At 57.8% G+C, this 16,995-nt stretch carries 12 protein-coding genes; all 12 read right to left on the reverse strand.

Translation table 11 applies throughout. The annotated features are described in order from the left end of the window. Positions 1-4 precede the first annotated feature (4 nt). The 12 genes from B9Z52_RS03515 to secE all read right to left on the reverse strand — a co-directional run bounded on the left by B9Z52_RS03515 (position 5) and on the right by secE (position 16,904). Positions 5-2,296: an ATP-binding protein gene (locus B9Z52_RS03515; RefSeq protein WP_233251801.1), complete on the reverse strand. Its 2,292-nt coding sequence runs from the start codon at positions 2,294-2,296 to the stop codon at positions 5-7. Between the two features lie 7 nt (positions 2,297-2,303). Continuing rightward, positions 2,304-2,942, reverse strand: coding sequence for a DUF4390 domain-containing protein (locus B9Z52_RS03520; protein WP_108412485.1), 639 nt, complete (start codon positions 2,940-2,942; stop codon positions 2,304-2,306). Then, complete coding sequence (gene rsmB, locus B9Z52_RS03525; protein ID WP_108412486.1) at positions 2,899-4,251, reverse strand: 16S rRNA (cytosine(967)-C(5))-methyltransferase RsmB; 1,353 nt, start codon at positions 4,249-4,251, stop codon at positions 2,899-2,901. The genes B9Z52_RS03520 and rsmB overlap by 44 nt, the downstream gene beginning before the upstream one ends. Positions 4,252-4,258: 7 nt before the next feature. After that, complete coding sequence (locus B9Z52_RS03530) at positions 4,259-4,801, reverse strand: hypothetical protein (protein ID WP_108412487.1); 543 nt, start codon at positions 4,799-4,801, stop codon at positions 4,259-4,261. A gap of 98 nt (positions 4,802-4,899) precedes the next feature. Beyond that, a complete protein-coding gene (gene rpoC, locus B9Z52_RS03535) occupies positions 4,900-9,120 on the reverse strand; it encodes a DNA-directed RNA polymerase subunit beta' (RefSeq protein WP_108412488.1) in 4,221 nt (1,406 codons plus the stop codon). Positions 9,121-9,143: 23 nt separating this feature from the next. Beyond that, complete coding sequence (rpoB, locus tag B9Z52_RS03540) at positions 9,144-13,268, reverse strand: DNA-directed RNA polymerase subunit beta (protein ID WP_108412489.1); 4,125 nt, start codon at positions 13,266-13,268, stop codon at positions 9,144-9,146. 251 nt (positions 13,269-13,519) lie between these two features. Beyond that, positions 13,520-13,894: a 50S ribosomal protein L7/L12 gene (gene rplL, locus B9Z52_RS03545; RefSeq protein WP_108412490.1), complete on the reverse strand. Its 375-nt coding sequence runs from the start codon at positions 13,892-13,894 to the stop codon at positions 13,520-13,522. 40 nt (positions 13,895-13,934) lie between these two features. Next, complete coding sequence (rplJ, locus tag B9Z52_RS03550) at positions 13,935-14,441, reverse strand: 50S ribosomal protein L10 (RefSeq protein ID WP_108412491.1); 507 nt, start codon at positions 14,439-14,441, stop codon at positions 13,935-13,937. 259 nt (positions 14,442-14,700) lie between these two features. Next, on the reverse strand, positions 14,701-15,396 hold the full coding sequence (gene rplA, locus B9Z52_RS03555) for a 50S ribosomal protein L1 (RefSeq protein ID WP_108412492.1): 696 nt from the start codon (positions 15,394-15,396) through the stop codon (positions 14,701-14,703). Then, positions 15,397-15,828 carry a 50S ribosomal protein L11 gene (gene rplK / locus B9Z52_RS03560; protein WP_108412493.1) on the reverse strand — a complete coding sequence of 144 codons (432 nt, stop codon included), beginning with the start codon at positions 15,826-15,828 and terminating at the stop codon, positions 15,397-15,399. 111 nt (positions 15,829-15,939) lie between these two features. Next, complete coding sequence (gene nusG, locus B9Z52_RS03565) at positions 15,940-16,521, reverse strand: transcription termination/antitermination protein NusG (RefSeq protein WP_108412494.1); 582 nt, start codon at positions 16,519-16,521, stop codon at positions 15,940-15,942. Next, entirely contained in the window at positions 16,521-16,904 is a 384-nt protein-coding gene (secE, locus tag B9Z52_RS03570) for a preprotein translocase subunit SecE (RefSeq protein ID WP_108412495.1), read from the reverse strand. The genes nusG and secE overlap by 1 nt, the downstream gene beginning before the upstream one ends. Between the last annotated feature and the right edge of the window lie 91 nt (positions 16,905-16,995).

Consider the following 16,995-nt stretch of genomic DNA (forward strand, 5'->3'; position numbering starts at 1 on the left):
CAGTTCATGCAGAGGGCGAAATCGGCCCTCCTGTTTTGCTGTCCACTGCGAATGATAACGAGACTTGGGCCCCTTTGATTTGGCCGTCTTGCACGACGTTGGTCAATTCGATTTTGGCTTTGTGTTCATCGACAATTTTCTTGACCACCGCCAGCCCCAAACCGGTGCCTTTGGTCTTGGTGGTGACATAGGGCTCAAAGGCCCGCTGCAAGATGTTGGGCTCAAAGCCGAAACCGCTGTCGGTCACGGTCATCCGCACGCGTAACCGTGCTGCATTCCATTCCGTGCGCACACGCACACGGCTTTCGGCCTGCGCGGCGGGGCGCGCATCGCACGCGTCCTGTGCGTTTTGCAGCAGGTTGTGGATCACTTGCCGCAGTTGCTGCGCATCACCGGCGATGGGGGGGCAGCTCGGGTCCAGCTCGGTGACCACGGTGGCGCGGTGCACTTGGTCGCTGGGTTCGTGTGCATACAGCACCATCAGGTCTGAGATCAGGGTGTTCAGTTGAACCGGCTTCAATTCAGCCGTCGGCAAGCGGGCGTAATCGCGGAACTCGTTGACCAAGCGCTTCATGGCATCGACTTGGTCCACGATGGTTTTCACCGACTTGGTCAGTACCGCATCGTCTTGTGCATCGAGCTTGCCGATCAGCTTGCGCTCCAAGCGCTCGGCAGACAGCTGGATCGGCGTCAAAGGGTTCTTGATTTCGTGGGCCAAGCGACGCGCCACCTCGCCCCAGGCCTGGGCACGCTCGGCCGACACGATTTCGGAGATGTCGTCGAACACCAGCAAGCGCATGCCGTCGGGCAAGACCGCGCCACGCGCCAACAAGGTCACCGCAGTTTCGCTCAGGCCCTGTCCCGTGGCGTGAATCTCGAATGATTTTTGCCAATGGTCCAGCTCGTGCGCCTCTTTGTCCGAGCGCAGCAAGGCAAACTGCTCGGCCACGCCTTGCGCGAATTTCTGCAAGGTGGGCAAAGACAGCAAAGGCAAGCCCTCGTGCGCAGCCACAGGTACCCGCAAGATGCGCGTGGCCCCTGGGTTGGCCGACTGGATGACGCCTTGCGAGTCGAGCACCATGACCCCAGCGGTCAGGTTGTCCAGGATGGTCTGCAGATTGCCCCGCGCGGCATCGAGCTGACGCAAACTGCGCTCGACCGTAGAACGGGCATCTGACAGTTGCTGAGTCATGTCGGCAAACGAGCGGGTCAAGCCGCCCAACTCGTCTTTGCCTTGCAAGGCCAGCTTGGGCGTGAGGTCACCAGCCGCCACCTGTTGCATGCCGCGGGCCAGCAACAGCAAAGGCCTGGCCAGTTGGTTGCCCAAAAAGAAGGCCAGCAAAATCGCCCCCAAGACCGCCATGAACAGGCTGAGCGTCAAGGTGCCGATGTACATGCGACGCAAGCCATCTCGGGCCAGGGCGCGCTCTTGGTATTCCCGGTTGGCCGATTGCACATCCAGCGCGTTGTTGACGAGTGTTGGCGGCAAGTCCTGTGTCAACAACAGCACACGCTGGTCTTCGTCCAGCGCGATGCCGGCGGCAGGCAACATCACAAGCACCTTGATGCGGCCTTTATCACCACCCGGAATCGTTTCGTCAAAGCCTTCCACCCAAGCCAGGCTGCCTTTTTGTCGCGCTTCCTTGAATTGCACGGCCGCAGGGCGCTCGGGGCGAATCTGGAATCGGGACTGCCCTGCCCCAGCCAGCATGCGCCCGCTGCTGGACCACAACACCGCATCGCTGACGCCCAGCTGTTCTCTGATTTTTTCAAGTGCCAGCCCCGCACTGGCATCGCTGACCTCAGACAACTGCGAAGCGGCTGCCCGCGACTGCTTGAGCAAGTCACTGCTCAGGGTGTCCAGCGTTGCACGCCCAAGGTTGAGGCCCGCCATCAAGGCCGACTCAACTTTGACGTCGAACCAACTTTCGATCGAGCGCGATACAAACTGGTACGACACGACGTAAATCAGCACGCCGGGTACCACTCCGACCAAACCAAAAATAGCGGCCAGTTTGAGCAACAAGCGTGAGCCAAACTGCCCGCGCCGCAAACGCAAAATGAGGCGCACCGCGCCCCACAAAATGGTGATCAAGAGCCCACTGGCGACCACCCCATTGACCAGCACCAGCCACTCGTAATTTTCGTTGTATCGTTCGCGGTTGCCGGTGGCCTGGGTCAGCAACACCAGCAAACCCAAACCAATGGCCGCAAGGCTCAACACCCCCAGCCCCCAAAGCCACCGACTGGTGCGTTTGTCCAGCAACGAAGACTTGAGACTTTGGGCGGAGAACATGGACATGTCAGCGGACCATGTCGGCGCTCAAGCGCAAACTGCGGGCAATCTCGAGCCGCCAATCGGCCTGGTTGCCTGCTGCGATCTGAAAAGGCCTAGGCAGCTGAGACACATCCAGCCTGAAACGGTAAGCCACGTGCTGCCGGGCGTCAGGGTCGATGTCCGACATGTCGGCCAACTTCCAGCTGGTCTGCCTGCGCACCACATCAATGGCCTCTTGCAAACTCTCAAAATTTTGAGACAGGCTGCTGGTCACCCCCGAATGGGCAATGGGTTCGCTTGACACATTCAGACGCCAGCGGCGCGTCAAAGGCTGAAATGCCAAGCGGTAGTAGCGTGCGGCTGTGCCCAGCTTTTTGTCATACCAGTACCAGCGGTCACGCATGACTTCGGCCTCGGCCACGAAATGAACCGCCAAGCCTTTGATCAAGGCGTCTTCTACAGCAGGGCCCAACTCCAGCTTCAACTGGGCGTTGAGCAGCAGGCTGCCATCTTGGCGCTCGACCTTGAACTCAGTCATGTCGGCCGATGAAGTTTGCGCCCAGACCGGGGCGCACGCCATCAGCCAGGCCCACAACAGCCATCGGCAGTTGCGCCGCAGGTCAAACCCGGCGCTTTTCCAGCAGTGCGTAATAAAACCCGTCATGTTCACCCAGCTGATTGTCCTCGACAGGAAGGCCTTTGGGTGTCTGACCGGGGATCAAATGGCCCGGCGAGGGGTGTAAAGCCGCATCGGTGTTGCGTCGAAGAAACGCCTGAACCGTTTCATCGCCCTCGGCCTTGAAGACCGAGCAGGTGCAATACAGAAGTTTGCCGTCCTCGGCCAACAAGGGCCACAGGGCTTCGAGCAATTGCGCCTGAATCTTGGCCAACTGCGCACTGTCTGTCGGTCGACGCAGCCAGCGCACATCCGGATGGCGTCGCACAATGCCCGAAGCGGTGCATGGCGCATCGAGCAAGATGGCGTCAAAAGCTTGCCCGTCCCACCAGGTGCCGGGCTGGCCTGCATCGGCGGCCTTGACCTGCGCTTTCAGCCCCAGTCGGTCCAGGTTCTGGTGGATGCGCTCACAGCGCTGCACATCAACATCCAGCGCCAGCACCTGGGCCTGCGGGCACAACTCCAGCAGGTGGCCAGTTTTGCCACCGGGTGCGGCGCAGGCGTCCAAAATGCGCCAAGGCTTTTGTGTGTCCAGTCCTTGCATGAGCAAACGGGCCGACACCTGCGCTGCGGCATCTTGCACCGACACATGGCCTTGGGCAAAACCGGGCAACTGGTGCACCGGCACAGCCTGGCTGAGCTGCAAACCATCCTGACCCACCGGCTTGGCGATCAGCCCCATGGCCTGCAATTGTGCTTGGTAGGCGGCTACGGTGTGGTGCTGACGGTTCACCCTCAGCGTCATGGGGGCGGGCTGCTGCGCCATGCGCAGCAGCGATTGCCAGTGATCGGGGTGGTCGGCCTGCAAGCGCTCGACCCACCAACGCGGATGGTTCCATTGCGCCACGGGATTCTGGTCGGTCGCCAAGACCAAGGCTTCGCGCTCACGCATGAAGCGGCGCAAGCAGGCGTTGATGAAGCCGCTCTGCGCCTGGGTCTGGCGCTGCTGCCGCGCAGCCTCCACCACCTGATTGACCAGGGTGTGGATGGGATAAGGCGCGTCGGCCTCATTCCAGCACAAAGCCAATGCCGTGCAGAGCAATGCATCGGCCGCCGGGGGGGGCGCCTTGGCCGCCAATTGTTCACGCAACGCGGTGGCGCGCCCCAATTGGCGCATGACCTGAAAGCTCAGCGCTTGCACGCCAGGTCGCAACGCTTGCGGCACACGCTCGAGTTGCGCGGTCAGCGATTGACCTTGGCGCGTGGCTTGCACAGCACCAGCGGTGGCTTGCAGCAAGCGCCACAAAGGTGCTGATTGTCCAGGCTGTATCGTCTGGGTATGGGCAATGGATTTCATCAATCGTTCAGCTGGAAGCCACGCTCAAATCCATGCGCAAGGCGGGCAGGAATTTCAGCCGCCTGGCCAGCCATGCGGCTGGGCGCATTTCTAAGGCTTCGTTGTAGGCGGCCACCGCCACGTGGTAAGGAATGACCGATGCGGGCAAGGTTTGTCGCATGCGGCTCAAAGCGATGTCCAGATCGGGCTTGACAGCGTCTGAGGCGGTATGCAGCACGCGACGGACCTCGGCTACGAGCTGCTGGTGCTTTTGCACAACCATCTTTTGGCTTTCGACTTCAAGGGGTTGCAATCGGACTTGCGTCAAAGCTTCCAACAAGTCATCGCACAGGGTTTGAAGTGTTTGCAACGACAAGATGTCTTCTTCGGTGGCCATCGACTGGCGTGCAGCGATGCCGCCTTGCAAGCGGACCAGCAAGCGCAGCCACACGGCATCCACACTGCTCCATTGGCGAATGACTTCGCTGCGCAAGCGCACCAAACGGTTGTGCGCGCCGACAGACCAAAACAAGATCAACGCAGCCAGCAAGCCAAAGATCAATACCACCATGGGTTCACCTCTTGGGAATGTCTTGAACAAAACAGCCCCTGACCGCAAGCGGTACAGGGGCTGGTCGAGATCACCGGAAAGCCGGCGACCTGTCGCTTTTAGGCGGCTTCGCCCGCGTCTGCTGGTGCATCTTCAGATGAAGATTCACCCGCCAGATCGGCGGCTTCAGCATCTGCAATGGCGCGGCGCTCGGCGTCGTCCATCGCGTCTTTCACCTTGCGCGCCTGGTGGTAAGCCAGACCGGTACCGGCAGGAATCAGGCGACCGACGATCACGTTTTCCTTCAGGCCACGAAGCTCGTCGCGCTTGCCCATGATGGCCGCTTCGGTCAAGACACGGGTCGTTTCCTGGAAGGAAGCGGCCGAGATGAACGAGTCGGTCGACAGGGATGCCTTTGTGATACCCAGCAACAAGTTGCTGAAGGTTGCAGGTAACTTGCCTTCGCCTTGCAAAGCGTCGTTGGTGTTGAGCATTTCGGAACGCTCCACTTGTTCGCCTGCAATGTAGTTGGAGTCACCGGAGTTTTCAACGACCACGCGGCGCAGCATCTGACGAACAATCACTTCGATGTGCTTGTCGTTGATCTTCACGCCTTGCAAGCGGTAAACGTCCTGCACTTCGTCAACGATGTAGCGGGCCAGCTCTTCGATGCCCAGCAAGCGCAAGATGTCTTGTGGGTCGGCTGGGCCGTCCACAATGCTTTCGCCCTTGTTGACCACTTGGCCCTCGTGCACCAGGATGTTCTTCTCTTTGGGGATCAGTTCATCCCAGATCTTGCCTTCAGGGTCGGTGATCTGCAGACGGACCTTGCCTTTGGTCTCTTTACCGAAGGACACGGTACCGGTGATCTCAGCCAGCATGCCCTTGTCTTTGGGCGAGCGCGCTTCGAACAGTTCGGCCACACGGGGCAAACCGCCGGTGATGTCCCGGGTCTTTTGACCTTCAACAGGGATACGGGCCAGCACTTCGCCTGGTCCCACATCCATGCCGTCGCGCACCTGGATCAGCGAGCCGATCTGGAAGCCGATCGTCACCGAATGATCGGTGCCAGGGATCTTGACTTCTTTGCCCGCTGCATCAATCAACTTAACCTGTGGGCGAATAATCTTGGCTGCACCACGGCGCTTAGGATCGATGACCACCAGGGTGGACAGACCGGTCACCTCGTCGACTTGTTTGGCGACTGTCAGACCTTCTTCGACATTCTCAAATTTCACCTGACCGGCGAACTCCGTGATGATAGGTCGGGTCAATGGATCCCAGTTTGCCAAGATCGCACCAGCCTTGATGGTCTGGTCGGCCTTGATGGACAAGATCGCGCCATAGGGCACTTTGTGACGCTCACGCTCACGGCCATGCTCGTCATGGATGACGATCTCGCCTGAACGGGCAATCACCACCAACTCGCCTTTGCTGTTGGTCACATAACGCATCGTGGCATTGAAGCCGATGATGCCGTTGGACTTGGCTTCCACGCTGGATGCCACAGCAGCACGCGAAGCGGCACCACCGATGTGGAAAGTCCGCATGGTCAGCTGGGTACCCGGTTCACCAATGGACTGGGCAGCGATCACACCGACGGCTTCGCCGTTGTTGACCAAACCACCGCGGCCCAAATCGCGCCCGTAGCACATGGCACACAAACCAAAGCGTGTGGCGCAAGTCAGCGCCGTGCGCACTTTGACTTCGTCCACACCTGCAGCTTCGAGTTCGTCGATCAGGTCTTCGTCGAGCATGGCACCGGCGGCGGCCAGAACCGAGCGGTTCTCAGGGTGCAGCACATCTTCGGCTGCGGTGCGACCCAAAATGCGGTCACGCAGCGATTCGATCACTTCACCGCCTTCAACGATGGCGCGCATGAGCGAGCCGTCGGAGGTGCCGCAATCGAGCTCGGTCACGACCAAGTCTTGGGTCACATCCACCAGACGACGTGTCAGGTAACCCGAGTTGGCGGTCTTCAAAGCCGTGTCGGCCAGACCTTTACGTGCACCGTGGGTTGAGATGAAGTACTGCAACACGTTCAGACCTTCACGGAAGTTCGCCGTGATGGGGGTCTCAATGATCGAGCCGTCAGGCTTGGCCATCAGACCACGCATGCCGGCCAACTGGCGAATCTGCGCTGCAGAACCGCGGGCACCGGAGTCGGCCATCATGTAGATGGAGTTGAACGATTCCTGATCGACTTCGTTGCCATGGCGGTCAATGGTGCGCTCTTTGCGCAATTGGTCCATCATCACCTTGGAGACGACGTCACCGGCTTTGCCCCAGATGTCCACCACCTTGTTGTAGCGCTCGCCAGCAGTCACCAGACCGGAGACGTATTGCTGCTCGATGTCTTTGACTTCTTTTTCGGCGGCTTCAATGATGGCGGGTTTCTCGGGCGGCACCAACATGTCATCGATACCGATCGAGATACCAGCGCGTGTAGCCAAACGGAAACCGTTTTGCAGCAGCTTGTCGGCGAACACCACGGTCTCTTTCAGACCGCACTTACGGAAAGACGTGTTGATCAGCTTGGAGATCTCTTTCTTCTTCAAAGCCTTGTTCAGGTTCGAGAAAGGCAAGCCTTTGGGCAAAATTTCCGACAACAGCGCACGGCCGACAGTGGTTTCGACCATCGACACGGACGAGCTGAACTCGCCGGTTGTTTTGTCTTTGGTCCACTCGGTCATGCGCACGTTGATCTTGGCCGCCAATTCGACAGCATCCGCGTCCAGGGCGCGTTGCACTTCACCAATGTCGGCGAAGATCAGGCCTTCGCCCTTGGCGTTGATGCGGTCACGGGTGGCGTAGTACAGACCCAGCACCACGTCTTGCGAAGGCACGATCGAAGGTTCGCCAGACGCAGGGAACAAGATGTTGTTCGAAGCCAGCATCAAGGTGCGGGCTTCCATCTGAGCTTCCACCGACAGCGGAATGTGCACGGCCATCTGGTCACCGTCGAAGTCGGCGTTGAAAGCCGCACAAACGAGAGGGTGCAACTGAATGGCCTTGCCTTCGATCAGCAGGGGCTCAAAGGCCTGGATGCCCAAGCGGTGAAGCGTAGGCGCACGGTTGAGCATCACAGGGTGCTCTTTGATGACTTCTTCCAGGATGTCCCAAACCACGGGTGTACCGGCTTCGACTTCCTTCTTGGCCGCCTTGATGGTGGTCGCAATGCCCATCGATTCGAGGCGGGCAAAGATGAAGGGCTTGAACAGCTCGATGGCCATCAACTTGGGCAAACCACACTGGTGCAGCTTGAGGGTTGGGCCCACGGTGATCACGGAACGACCCGAGTAGTCGACGCGCTTGCCCAACAAGTTCTGACGGAAACGACCCGACTTGCCTTTGATCATGTCGGCCAAAGACTTCAGGGCACGCTTGTTGGCACCGGTCATGGCTTTGCCGCGACGGCCGTTGTCCAGCAAGCTGTCCACGGCTTCTTGCAACATGCGCTTTTCGTTGCGGGCGATGATTTCGGGTGCCTTCAGTTCCAGCAAACGGCGCAGACGGCTGTTGCGGTTGATGACGCGACGGTACAGATCGTTCAAGTCAGAGGTCGCGAAACGGCCACCGTCCAGTGGCACCAAAGGACGCAGGTCCGGTGGCAACACGGGCAGGACTTCGAGCACCATCCACTCGGGCTTGATGCCCGACTTCTTGAAGGCTTCCAGCACTTTGAGGCGCTTGGAGTTCTTCTTGACCTTGAGTTCAGAACCGGTCAAGTCACCGCGCAGGCGCTCGATTTCGCTTTCGATGTCGATGCTTTGCAACAATTCCTTGATGCCTTCAGCGCCCATCTTGGCCACGAATTCGTCGCCGTATTCTTTGACTTTGGCATCGTAGTCGTCTTCCGTCATGATGCCGAATTTCTTCAACGGGGTCATGCCGGGATCGGTCACCACATACGCTTCAAAGTACAGCACGCGTTCGATGTCACGCAGTGTCATGTCGAGCACCAGGCCCAAACGCGATGGCAGCGATTTGAGGAACCAGATGTGGGCGCAAGGCGCGGCCAGGTCGATGTGGCCCATGCGCTCGCGACGCACTTTGGTTTGTGTGACTTCAACGCCACACTTTTCGCAGATCACGCCGCGGTGCTTGAGGCGCTTGTACTTGCCGCACAAGCATTCGTAGTCTTTGATGGGGCCAAAGATCTTGGCGCAAAACAGACCATCGCGCTCGGGCTTGAAGGTGCGGTAGTTGATGGTTTCCGGCTTTTTCACTTCACCGAAAGACCACGAACGGATCTTCTCGGGCGATGCCAAGCCGATGCGGATCGCATCGAAGTGGTCATCGGGCGTGAACTGCTTGAACAGGTCGAGTAGTGATTTCATGGTTTAAATCCTTTGCCTGTGAATTAAGAACGCTCGAGCTCGATGTCAAGGCCCAGCGAACGGATTTCCTTGACCAGCACGTTGAACGACTCGGGCATGCCCGCTTCGATGGAGTGTTCGCCCTTGACGATGCTTTCGTACACCTTGGTACGGCCTTGCACGTCGTCGGACTTCACGGTGAGCATCTCTTGCAGAACGTAAGAGGCGCCATAGGCTTCCAGCGCCCAGACTTCCATCTCACCGAAACGCTGACCACCGAACTGCGCCTTACCACCCAGCGGCTGCTGCGTGACCAAGCTGTAAGGACCGGTCGAACGGGCGTGCATCTTGTCGTCCACCAAGTGGTGCAGCTTCAAGTAGTGCATGTAGCCGATCGTTGTGGGACGGTCAAAGGCATCGCCCGTGCGGCCGTCGAACAAGTTGGCTTGTGTGCGTGTGGCGGTCAGGCCCTTGGCCTTTGCCAGATCGTCCGGGTAAGCCAAGTGCAGCATGGCGCGGATTTCTTCTTCGGCAGCACCGTCGAACACGGGCGATGCGAATGGGAAACCTTCTTTGAGGTTCTCGGCCATGGCCAACACTTCGTCGTCGGTCAGTTGAGACAGGTCTTCCTTGCGGCCCAAGCTGTTGTACAGCTGGTCGAACAGTTTGCGCAGCTCAGCCACTTTTTCCATGCGCTGGGTTTCAGCCTGCAGCATGTTGCCAATGCGATGACCGATGCCTTTGCCAGCCCAGCCCAAGTGAACCTCGAGCACCTGACCCACGTTCATGCGTGAAGGAACGCCCAAGGGGTTCAACACGATGTCGGCAGGGGTACCGTCGGCCATGTAAGGCATGTCTTCAACGGGCACGATCTTGGAGACCACCCCCTTGTTGCCGTGACGACCGGCCATCTTGTCACCAGGCTGCAAGCGGCGCTTGACGGCGAGGTAGACCTTGACCATCTTGAGCACGCCTGCTGGCAACTCGTCGCCTTGGGTGAGCTTCTTGCGCTTTTCTTCGAAAGACAAGTCGAAGCTGTGGCGGGTTTGCTCCAGCGAGTTCTTGATGGACTCGAGTTGGCTGGCCACTTCGTCTTCTGCAGGGCGGATGTCGAACCAGTGGAACTTGTCCACGGACTCAAGGTACGCCTTGTCCAGCTGGGTGCCCTTGGCCAGCTTCTGAGGGCCGCCGTTGGCCACGCGGCCGATCAGCAGTTTCTCGATGCGGTCAAACGCGTCGGCTTCCACGATGCGCAGCTGGTCGTTCAGATCCAAGCGGAAACGCTTGAGTTCGTCGTCGATGATCTGCTGGGCACGCTTGTCACGCACGATGCCTTCACGGGTGAAGACCTGCACGTCGATCACGGTGCCTTGCGAGCCTTGGTCCACGCGCAGCGAGGTGTCTTTCACATCGGAAGCCTTCTCGCCGAAAATGGCGCGCAGCAGCTTCTCTTCAGGTGTCAGGGTGGTCTCGCCCTTGGGGGTGACCTTGCCGACCAGCACATCGCCTGGCTGCACTTCTGCACCCACGTAGATGATGCCGGAGTCGTCCAGACGGCCCAGTTGTTGCTCGGACAGGTTGGGGATGTCGCGCGAAATTTCTTCGGCACCCAACTTGGTGTCACGGGCCATGACGACGAGTTCTTCGATGTGAATCGAGGTGTAGCGGTCTTCCGACACCACACGCTCAGAGATCAAAATCGAGTCTTCGAAGTTGTACCCGTTCCAAGGCATGAAGGCGATCAGCATGTTCTGACCGATGGCGATTTCGCCCAGGTCGGTCGATGCGCCGTCGGCGATCACGTCACCCTTGGCCAGCTTGTCGCCACGCTTGACGATGGGACGCTGGTGGATGTTGGTGTTTTGGTTGGAACGCTGGTACTTGATCAGGTTGTAGATGTCCACACCCACTTCACCGGCCAAGGCCTCAGCGTCGTTCACGCGGATCACAATTCGGGTTGCGTCGACATAGTCCACCACGCCACCGCGGGTGGCGGTGACCACGGTGCCGGAGTCGACCGCAGCAACGCGCTCGATGCCGGTACCGACCATGGGCTTTTCAGGGCGCAGCACAGGCACGGCTTGACGCGACATGTTCGCACCCATCAAAGCGCGGTTCGCATCGTCGTGCTCGAGGAACGGCACCAGGGATGCGGCCACGGAAACGATCTGCGCAGGCGACACGTCCATGTACTGAATGCGCTCGGCACCGCACAGGATGGATTCGCCTTTTTCACGGGCAGACACCAAGTCGCCCGTCAGCTTGCCGTCTTTGTCCAAAGCCGCGTTGGCCTGGGCAATGACGTACTTGCCTTCTTCAATGGCCGACAGGTAGTCGATGTTCATCGTGACTTTGCCGTCGATCACTTGACGGTATGGGGTTTCAATGAAACCGTACTCGTTCAAGCGGGCGTACAAAGCCAGCGAGTTGATCAAACCAATGTTTGGACCTTCAGGCGTCTCAATAGGGCAAACGCGACCGTAGTGGGTCACGTGCACGTCACGCACTTCAAAGCCTGCACGTTCGCGGGTCAAACCACCTGGGCCAAGGGCCGAAACACGGCGCTTGTGGGTGATCTCGGCCAGCGGGTTGGTCTGGTCCATGAACTGCGACAGCTGCGATGCGCCGAAGAACTCTTTCAATGCCGCAGAAATCGGCTTGGAGTTGATCAGGTCGTGCGGCATCAAAGGCTCTTGCTCGGCTTGGCCCAGACGCTCTTTCACGGCTTTTTCGATACGGGCCAGACCTGTGCGGTATTGGTTTTCGGCCAATTCGCCGACGCAACGCACGCGGCGGTTGCCCAAGTGGTCGATGTCATCGACTTCGCCGTTGCCGTTGCGCAGATCCACCAGGATCTTGACCACAGCCAGGATGTCTTCGTTGGTCAACACCATGGGGCCTGTGGACTCGCCACGGCCCACGCGCGCGTTGAACTTCATGCGGCCCACGCGCGACAGATCGTAAGTGTCGGGGTTGTAGAACAAGCGCTGGAACAGGGCTTGCACGGCGTCTTCGGTTGGCGGCTCGCCAGGGCGCATCATGCGGTAGATGGCCACGCGTGCTGCGAATTCGTCGACGGTTTCGTCGATGCGCAGGGTTTGCGAGATGTACGCGCCTTGGTCCAGTTCGTTCGTGTAAATGCACGGGACGTCCTGGATGCCAGAGGTGCGCAGCTTCTTGAGCAATGCTTCTGTGACTTCTTCGTTGGCTTTGGCGATGATCTCGCCGGTGTCGCCATCCACAATCGCCTTGGCGATCACGCGGCCGATCAGGAAATCTTCTGGCACGCTGATGTGCGTGGTGCCCGATTGCTCGAGCTCACGGGTGTGGCGCACAGTAATGCGCTTGTCTTTGGCCACCACGACTTTGCCGGACTTGTCGGTGATGTCAAAACGCGCAACTTCGCCGCGCAGACGCTCGGCCACAAATTCCATTTGCGCGCCACTGTCCATCAGGCGGAAATTATCGTTGACGAAGAAGTTCGCGAGGATCGACTCTGGGTTCAGACCGATGGCCTTGAGCAGGATCGATACGGGCATCTTGCGACGGCGGTCAACGCGGAAATACAGGATGTCTTTCGGATCGAATTCAAAATCCAACCAGGAACCACGGTAAGGGATGATGCGTGCCGAGAACAGCAACTTGCCAGAGCTGTGGGTCTTGCCCTTGTCGTGTTCGAAGAACACGCCAGGAGAGCGGTGCAGCTGAGACACGATCACGCGCTCTGTACCGTTGATGATGAAGGAGCCTTTGTCGGTCATCAAAGGCACTTCGCCCATGTAAACCTCTTGCTCTTTGACTTCCTTGACCACTTTGGACTGAGAAGTCGAAGACTCACGGTCGTAAATGATGAGCTGAACGCGCGCGCGCACAGCGGACGAGAAGGTCAGACCACGGGTCTGGCACTCACGCACGTCAAACGCTGGCTTGGCCAGGTTGTACTCGACAAATTTCATCTCCACAAAGCCGTTGTGCGAGACGATTGGGAAAGCAGATTCAAACGCGGCTTGCAGACCTTCGTGTGTGCGTTTGGACGGAATGGCACCGGCTTGCAGGAAAGACGTGTAAGCGTCTTTTTGCATTTGCAGCAGGTAAGGAACTTCGAGCACGCTCTCGCGGCTGCCGAAACTTTTGCGAATTCGCTTGCGTTCGGTATAGGAATAGGACATGAGATCTCCGGGCTTGATCTTTCAGGACTGGGTGCCAAGAGCGCTTTTGGCACTCTCAACGGGCTTGGCGGCTGGCCTCTACCAGCGTTGGCGGACGATTGCGCATTGCACGCAACCCGAACCAAGGGTTTTCTGCAGTCGGGTCAGAAAACACTGAAAAACAACTCCTACAGAGGTGTTTTTCGGTGTGCTCTTCAAGAACCAAAGGCTGGAGGCCCTTGCGGGCACTCCAGCCTTGGAACGATGCCGAATTACTTGAGCTCGGCCTTGGCGCCAGCTTCTTCCAGCTTCTTCTTGGCGGCTTCAGCGTCTGCCTTAGGCAAAGCTTCTTTGACCGCTTTAGGAGCGCCGTCCACCAGATCTTTGGCTTCTTTCAAGCCCAGACCGGTGATTTCACGCACCGCTTTAATCACGGACACTTTGTTTGCGCCGGCTTCCAACAACATCACGTTGAATTCAGTCTTCTCTTCTGCAGCAGCAGCAGCACCGCCACCAGCAGCAGCAGGAGCGGCCATAGCAGCTGCGCTCACGCCAAATTTCTCTTCGATGGCTTTCACCAACTCGTTGAGTTCCATGACCGTCATGCTGTCCAGCGCGGTCAAAAATGCGTCTTTATCGAATGCCATTTTTATTTCCTAACAATTGGTTAAAACACGAACGCTGGCCTTAAGCGGCAACAGCTTCGCCTTCGCCTTTTTTGGCCGCCAAAGCACCCAACACCACGGCGGTGCGAGACATAGGCGACATCAACAAGCCACACAACTGGGCCAACAGCACTTCTTTCGAAGGGATGCTTGCCAATTGCTTAACGCCGTTCACGTCCAAGACTTTGCCTGCAAATGCGCCTGCGCGAATGACCAACTTGTCGTTGGTTTTCGCGAAGTCAGCCACCACTTTCGCGGCAGCAACTGCATCTTCAGAGAAGCCGTAGATCAGCGGACCGGTCATCTGGTCGGCGACAACTTCAAACTGCGTACCTGTCACAGCACGGCGAGCCAAGGTGTTTTTCAACACCGTCAGCGAAACGCCGAGACTGCGAGCTTTGACGCGCAGGTTGGTCATGTCAGCGACCGTGATACCACGGTATTCCGCCATCACAAGCGTTTGAGCTTTAGCGGCGAGGTCGGTCACTTCGGTAATGACCGCTTCTTTCTCACTGCGATTCAGACTCAAGGTCTACTCCTTTTTATGTGTTCTTCGGGTTGCCCCTGAAACACGCCTATTTGCAGCGACCAACTGTTTTGGATATTTATCCATCTGCAGCGGGATCGCCATCTGCGTTGGCCCAAACTTCCAGAGTGATCTTTCGGTTTGTTGATTAAGCACACCCATGTGTGCACCAACGGTCTTGGATGGCCTGCTGTCCCTTTGGAAGGTCAGCAGCCCACCACATTGAGCAGGACTTTGCAGCCTGCTCAAATTCTTACCGCAATCAAGCTGCGATGGATTGTGTGTCGACGCGAACGCCCACACCCATGGTCGAAGACACCGCGATTTTGCGCAGGTAAACACCCTTGCTGGTGGCTGGTTTGGCTTTCACCAAGGCTTCAATCAATGCGGCCAAGTTGCCTTGCAGCTTGTCGGAATCAAACGAGCGACGTCCAATGGTGCCGTGCACGATACCGGCTTTGTCAACACGGAACTGGACTTGACCAGCTTTGGCGTTGCGCACAGCGGTAGCGACGTCCGGTGTGACGGTTCCAACTTTGGGGTTAGGCATCAGGCCGCGTGGGCCCAAGATCTGACCCAAAGTACCCACAACGCGCATGGCGTCAGGGGCAGCAATGACCACGTCGAAAGGCATGTCACCCGCTTTCACGCGTGCAGCCAGATCGTCCATGCCGACCACGTCAGCACCAGCGGCAAGCGCTTCTTCAGCCTTGGCACCCTGTGCGAACACAGCCACGCGAGCTGTTTTGCCCGTGCCATTCGGCAGGACAACAGCACCACGGACCACTTGGTCGGATTTCTTGGCATCGATACCGAGTTGCACAGCCACGTCGATGGACTCATCGAATTTGGCGGTCGCAGCGTCTTTGACAATGGCCAGTGCGTCAGCGAATGCGTACAGCTTGTTGCTGTCCACTTTGCCAACCAAAGCTTTTTGTTTTTTAGTCAATTTGGACATTTACACGCCCTCCACATTCACGCCCATGGAACGGGCAGTACCAGCGATGGTGCGAACGGCGGCGTCGAGATCGGCAGCGGTCAGATCTTTCATCTTGGCCTTGGCAATTTCTTCCAGCTGAGCGCGGGTGATCTTGCCCACTCTTTCCAAACCTGGCTTGGTCGAAGCCTTGTCGATCTTGATGGACTTCTTGATCAAGGTCGCTGCAGGAGGCGTCTTGATGATGAAAGTGAAAGATTTGTCTGCAAACGCAGTGATCACCACTGGCAATGGCAGACCTGGCTCGACGCCTTGGGTCTGGGCGTTGAACGCCTTGCAGAATTCCATGATATTCAAACCACGTTGACCCAAAGCTGGGCCAATAGGTGGTGATGGATTGGCTTTACCAGCTGGAACTTGCAGCTTGATGAAGCCGACGATTTTTTTCGCCATGCTTTTCTCCTTGCGGGTGATAACGCTCTCTCGAGCTCCCCGGGGTTAACGACTCACTTGCAATGTCTGGTGCCGAGTCGGGAAGCGCCAGACAGAAAACGTGAAGACCTGTCAGGTCTTTTCGACTTGGCTGAACTCCAGCTCGACGGGTGTGGCACGACCAAAAATCGTCACTGACACACGCATCTTGTTGCGCTCGTAGTTGACTTCTTCCACCGTGCCATTGAAATCAGTGAACGGGCCTTCCTTGACGCGGATGTATTCACCCACCTCAAACTCCACTTTGTGGCGTGGCTTGTCCGTGCCTTCTTGCATCTGATTCACGATTTTCGCAACGTCAGCTTCAGAGATGGGTGCCGGGCGGTTCTTGGCCCCCCCTACAAAACCCGTGACCTTGTTGGTATGCTTGACCAAATGCCAAGTGTCGTCGTCCATCACCATTTCCACCAGCACATAGCCAGGGAAAAATTTGCGCTCGGTGGTGCGCTTTTGTCCGTTCTTGACTTCCACGACCTCTTCGGTAGGCACAAGAATTCGGCCAAACTTGGACTCCATGCCGGAGCGCGTGATGCGCTCAACGATGTTGCGCTCCACGGCCTTCTCCATACCTGAATAAGCATGAACCACATACCATTTCAGATCAGGATTGATCGAGGAACCAGCCAATGGCGCGTTGACTACAGCATCGTTCATTATTTTTTCCACCCGAGAATCAGATCGTAAAAAACCCATTCCAGAGTTTTGTCGGTGAGCCACAAAAAGACCGCCATCACCACCACAAAGCCGAACACGTAAGCCGTGATTTGCATGGCTTCCTTGCGTTCTGGCCAAACCACTTTCTTGACTTCGCGTACAGCATCACGACCGAACGCGAGCAACTGGCGACCAGCTTCGGAAGTGAAGAATACAGCCACAGCCGCCACCAAGCCCACCAACAGTCCTGCCCACTGAACAAGACTTCCTTGTTGACTTAACAAAGAGTAGGCCGCCAAGGCAGCAATGACCAATGCGCCAGACAGCGCCAAGCGCATCTTCTCGCCAGAGGCGCTCACAGTTTGTACTTCAGACGTTGCCATACGGCTTGGGGACCTTTTTTGCACCCTGAAAATCAAGGCACTTATCAGACAAGGAAGCCCGCTAGAGACTAGCGGGCTTGAAAATCCACCT

The sequence above is a fragment of the Limnohabitans sp. Jir72 genome (assembly GCF_003063575.1).
GTDB lineage: Bacteria > Pseudomonadota > Gammaproteobacteria > Burkholderiales > Burkholderiaceae_C > Limnohabitans_A.

Excerpts from the sequence above, each read along its gene's own strand:
- rpoC (WP_108412488.1), bottom strand. The coding sequence starts at position 9,120 with ATGAAATCACTACTCGACCTGTTCAAGCAGTTCACGCCCGATGACCAC.
- rplA (WP_108412492.1), bottom strand. The coding sequence starts at position 15,396 with ATGTCCAAATTGACTAAAAAACAAAAAGCTTTGGTTGGCAAAGTGGAC.
- nusG (WP_108412494.1), bottom strand. The coding sequence starts at position 16,521 with ATGAACGATGCTGTAGTCAACGCGCCATTGGCTGGTTCCTCGATCAAT.
- rpoB (WP_108412489.1), bottom strand. The coding sequence starts at position 13,268 with ATGTCCTATTCCTATACCGAACGCAAGCGAATTCGCAAAAGTTTCGGC.
- rplL (WP_108412490.1), bottom strand. The coding sequence starts at position 13,894 with ATGGCATTCGATAAAGACGCATTTTTGACCGCGCTGGACAGCATGACG.
- B9Z52_RS03515 (WP_233251801.1), bottom strand. The coding sequence starts at position 2,296 with ATGTTCTCCGCCCAAAGTCTCAAGTCTTCGTTGCTGGACAAACGCACC.
- rplK (WP_108412493.1), bottom strand. The coding sequence starts at position 15,828 with ATGGCGAAAAAAATCGTCGGCTTCATCAAGCTGCAAGTTCCAGCTGGT.
- B9Z52_RS03520 (WP_108412485.1), bottom strand. The coding sequence starts at position 2,942 with ATGACGGGTTTTATTACGCACTGCTGGAAAAGCGCCGGGTTTGACCTG.
- secE (WP_108412495.1), bottom strand. The coding sequence starts at position 16,904 with ATGGCAACGTCTGAAGTACAAACTGTGAGCGCCTCTGGCGAGAAGATG.
- B9Z52_RS03530 (WP_108412487.1), bottom strand. The coding sequence starts at position 4,801 with ATGGTGGTATTGATCTTTGGCTTGCTGGCTGCGTTGATCTTGTTTTGG.
- rsmB (WP_108412486.1), bottom strand. The coding sequence starts at position 4,251 with ATGAAATCCATTGCCCATACCCAGACGATACAGCCTGGACAATCAGCA.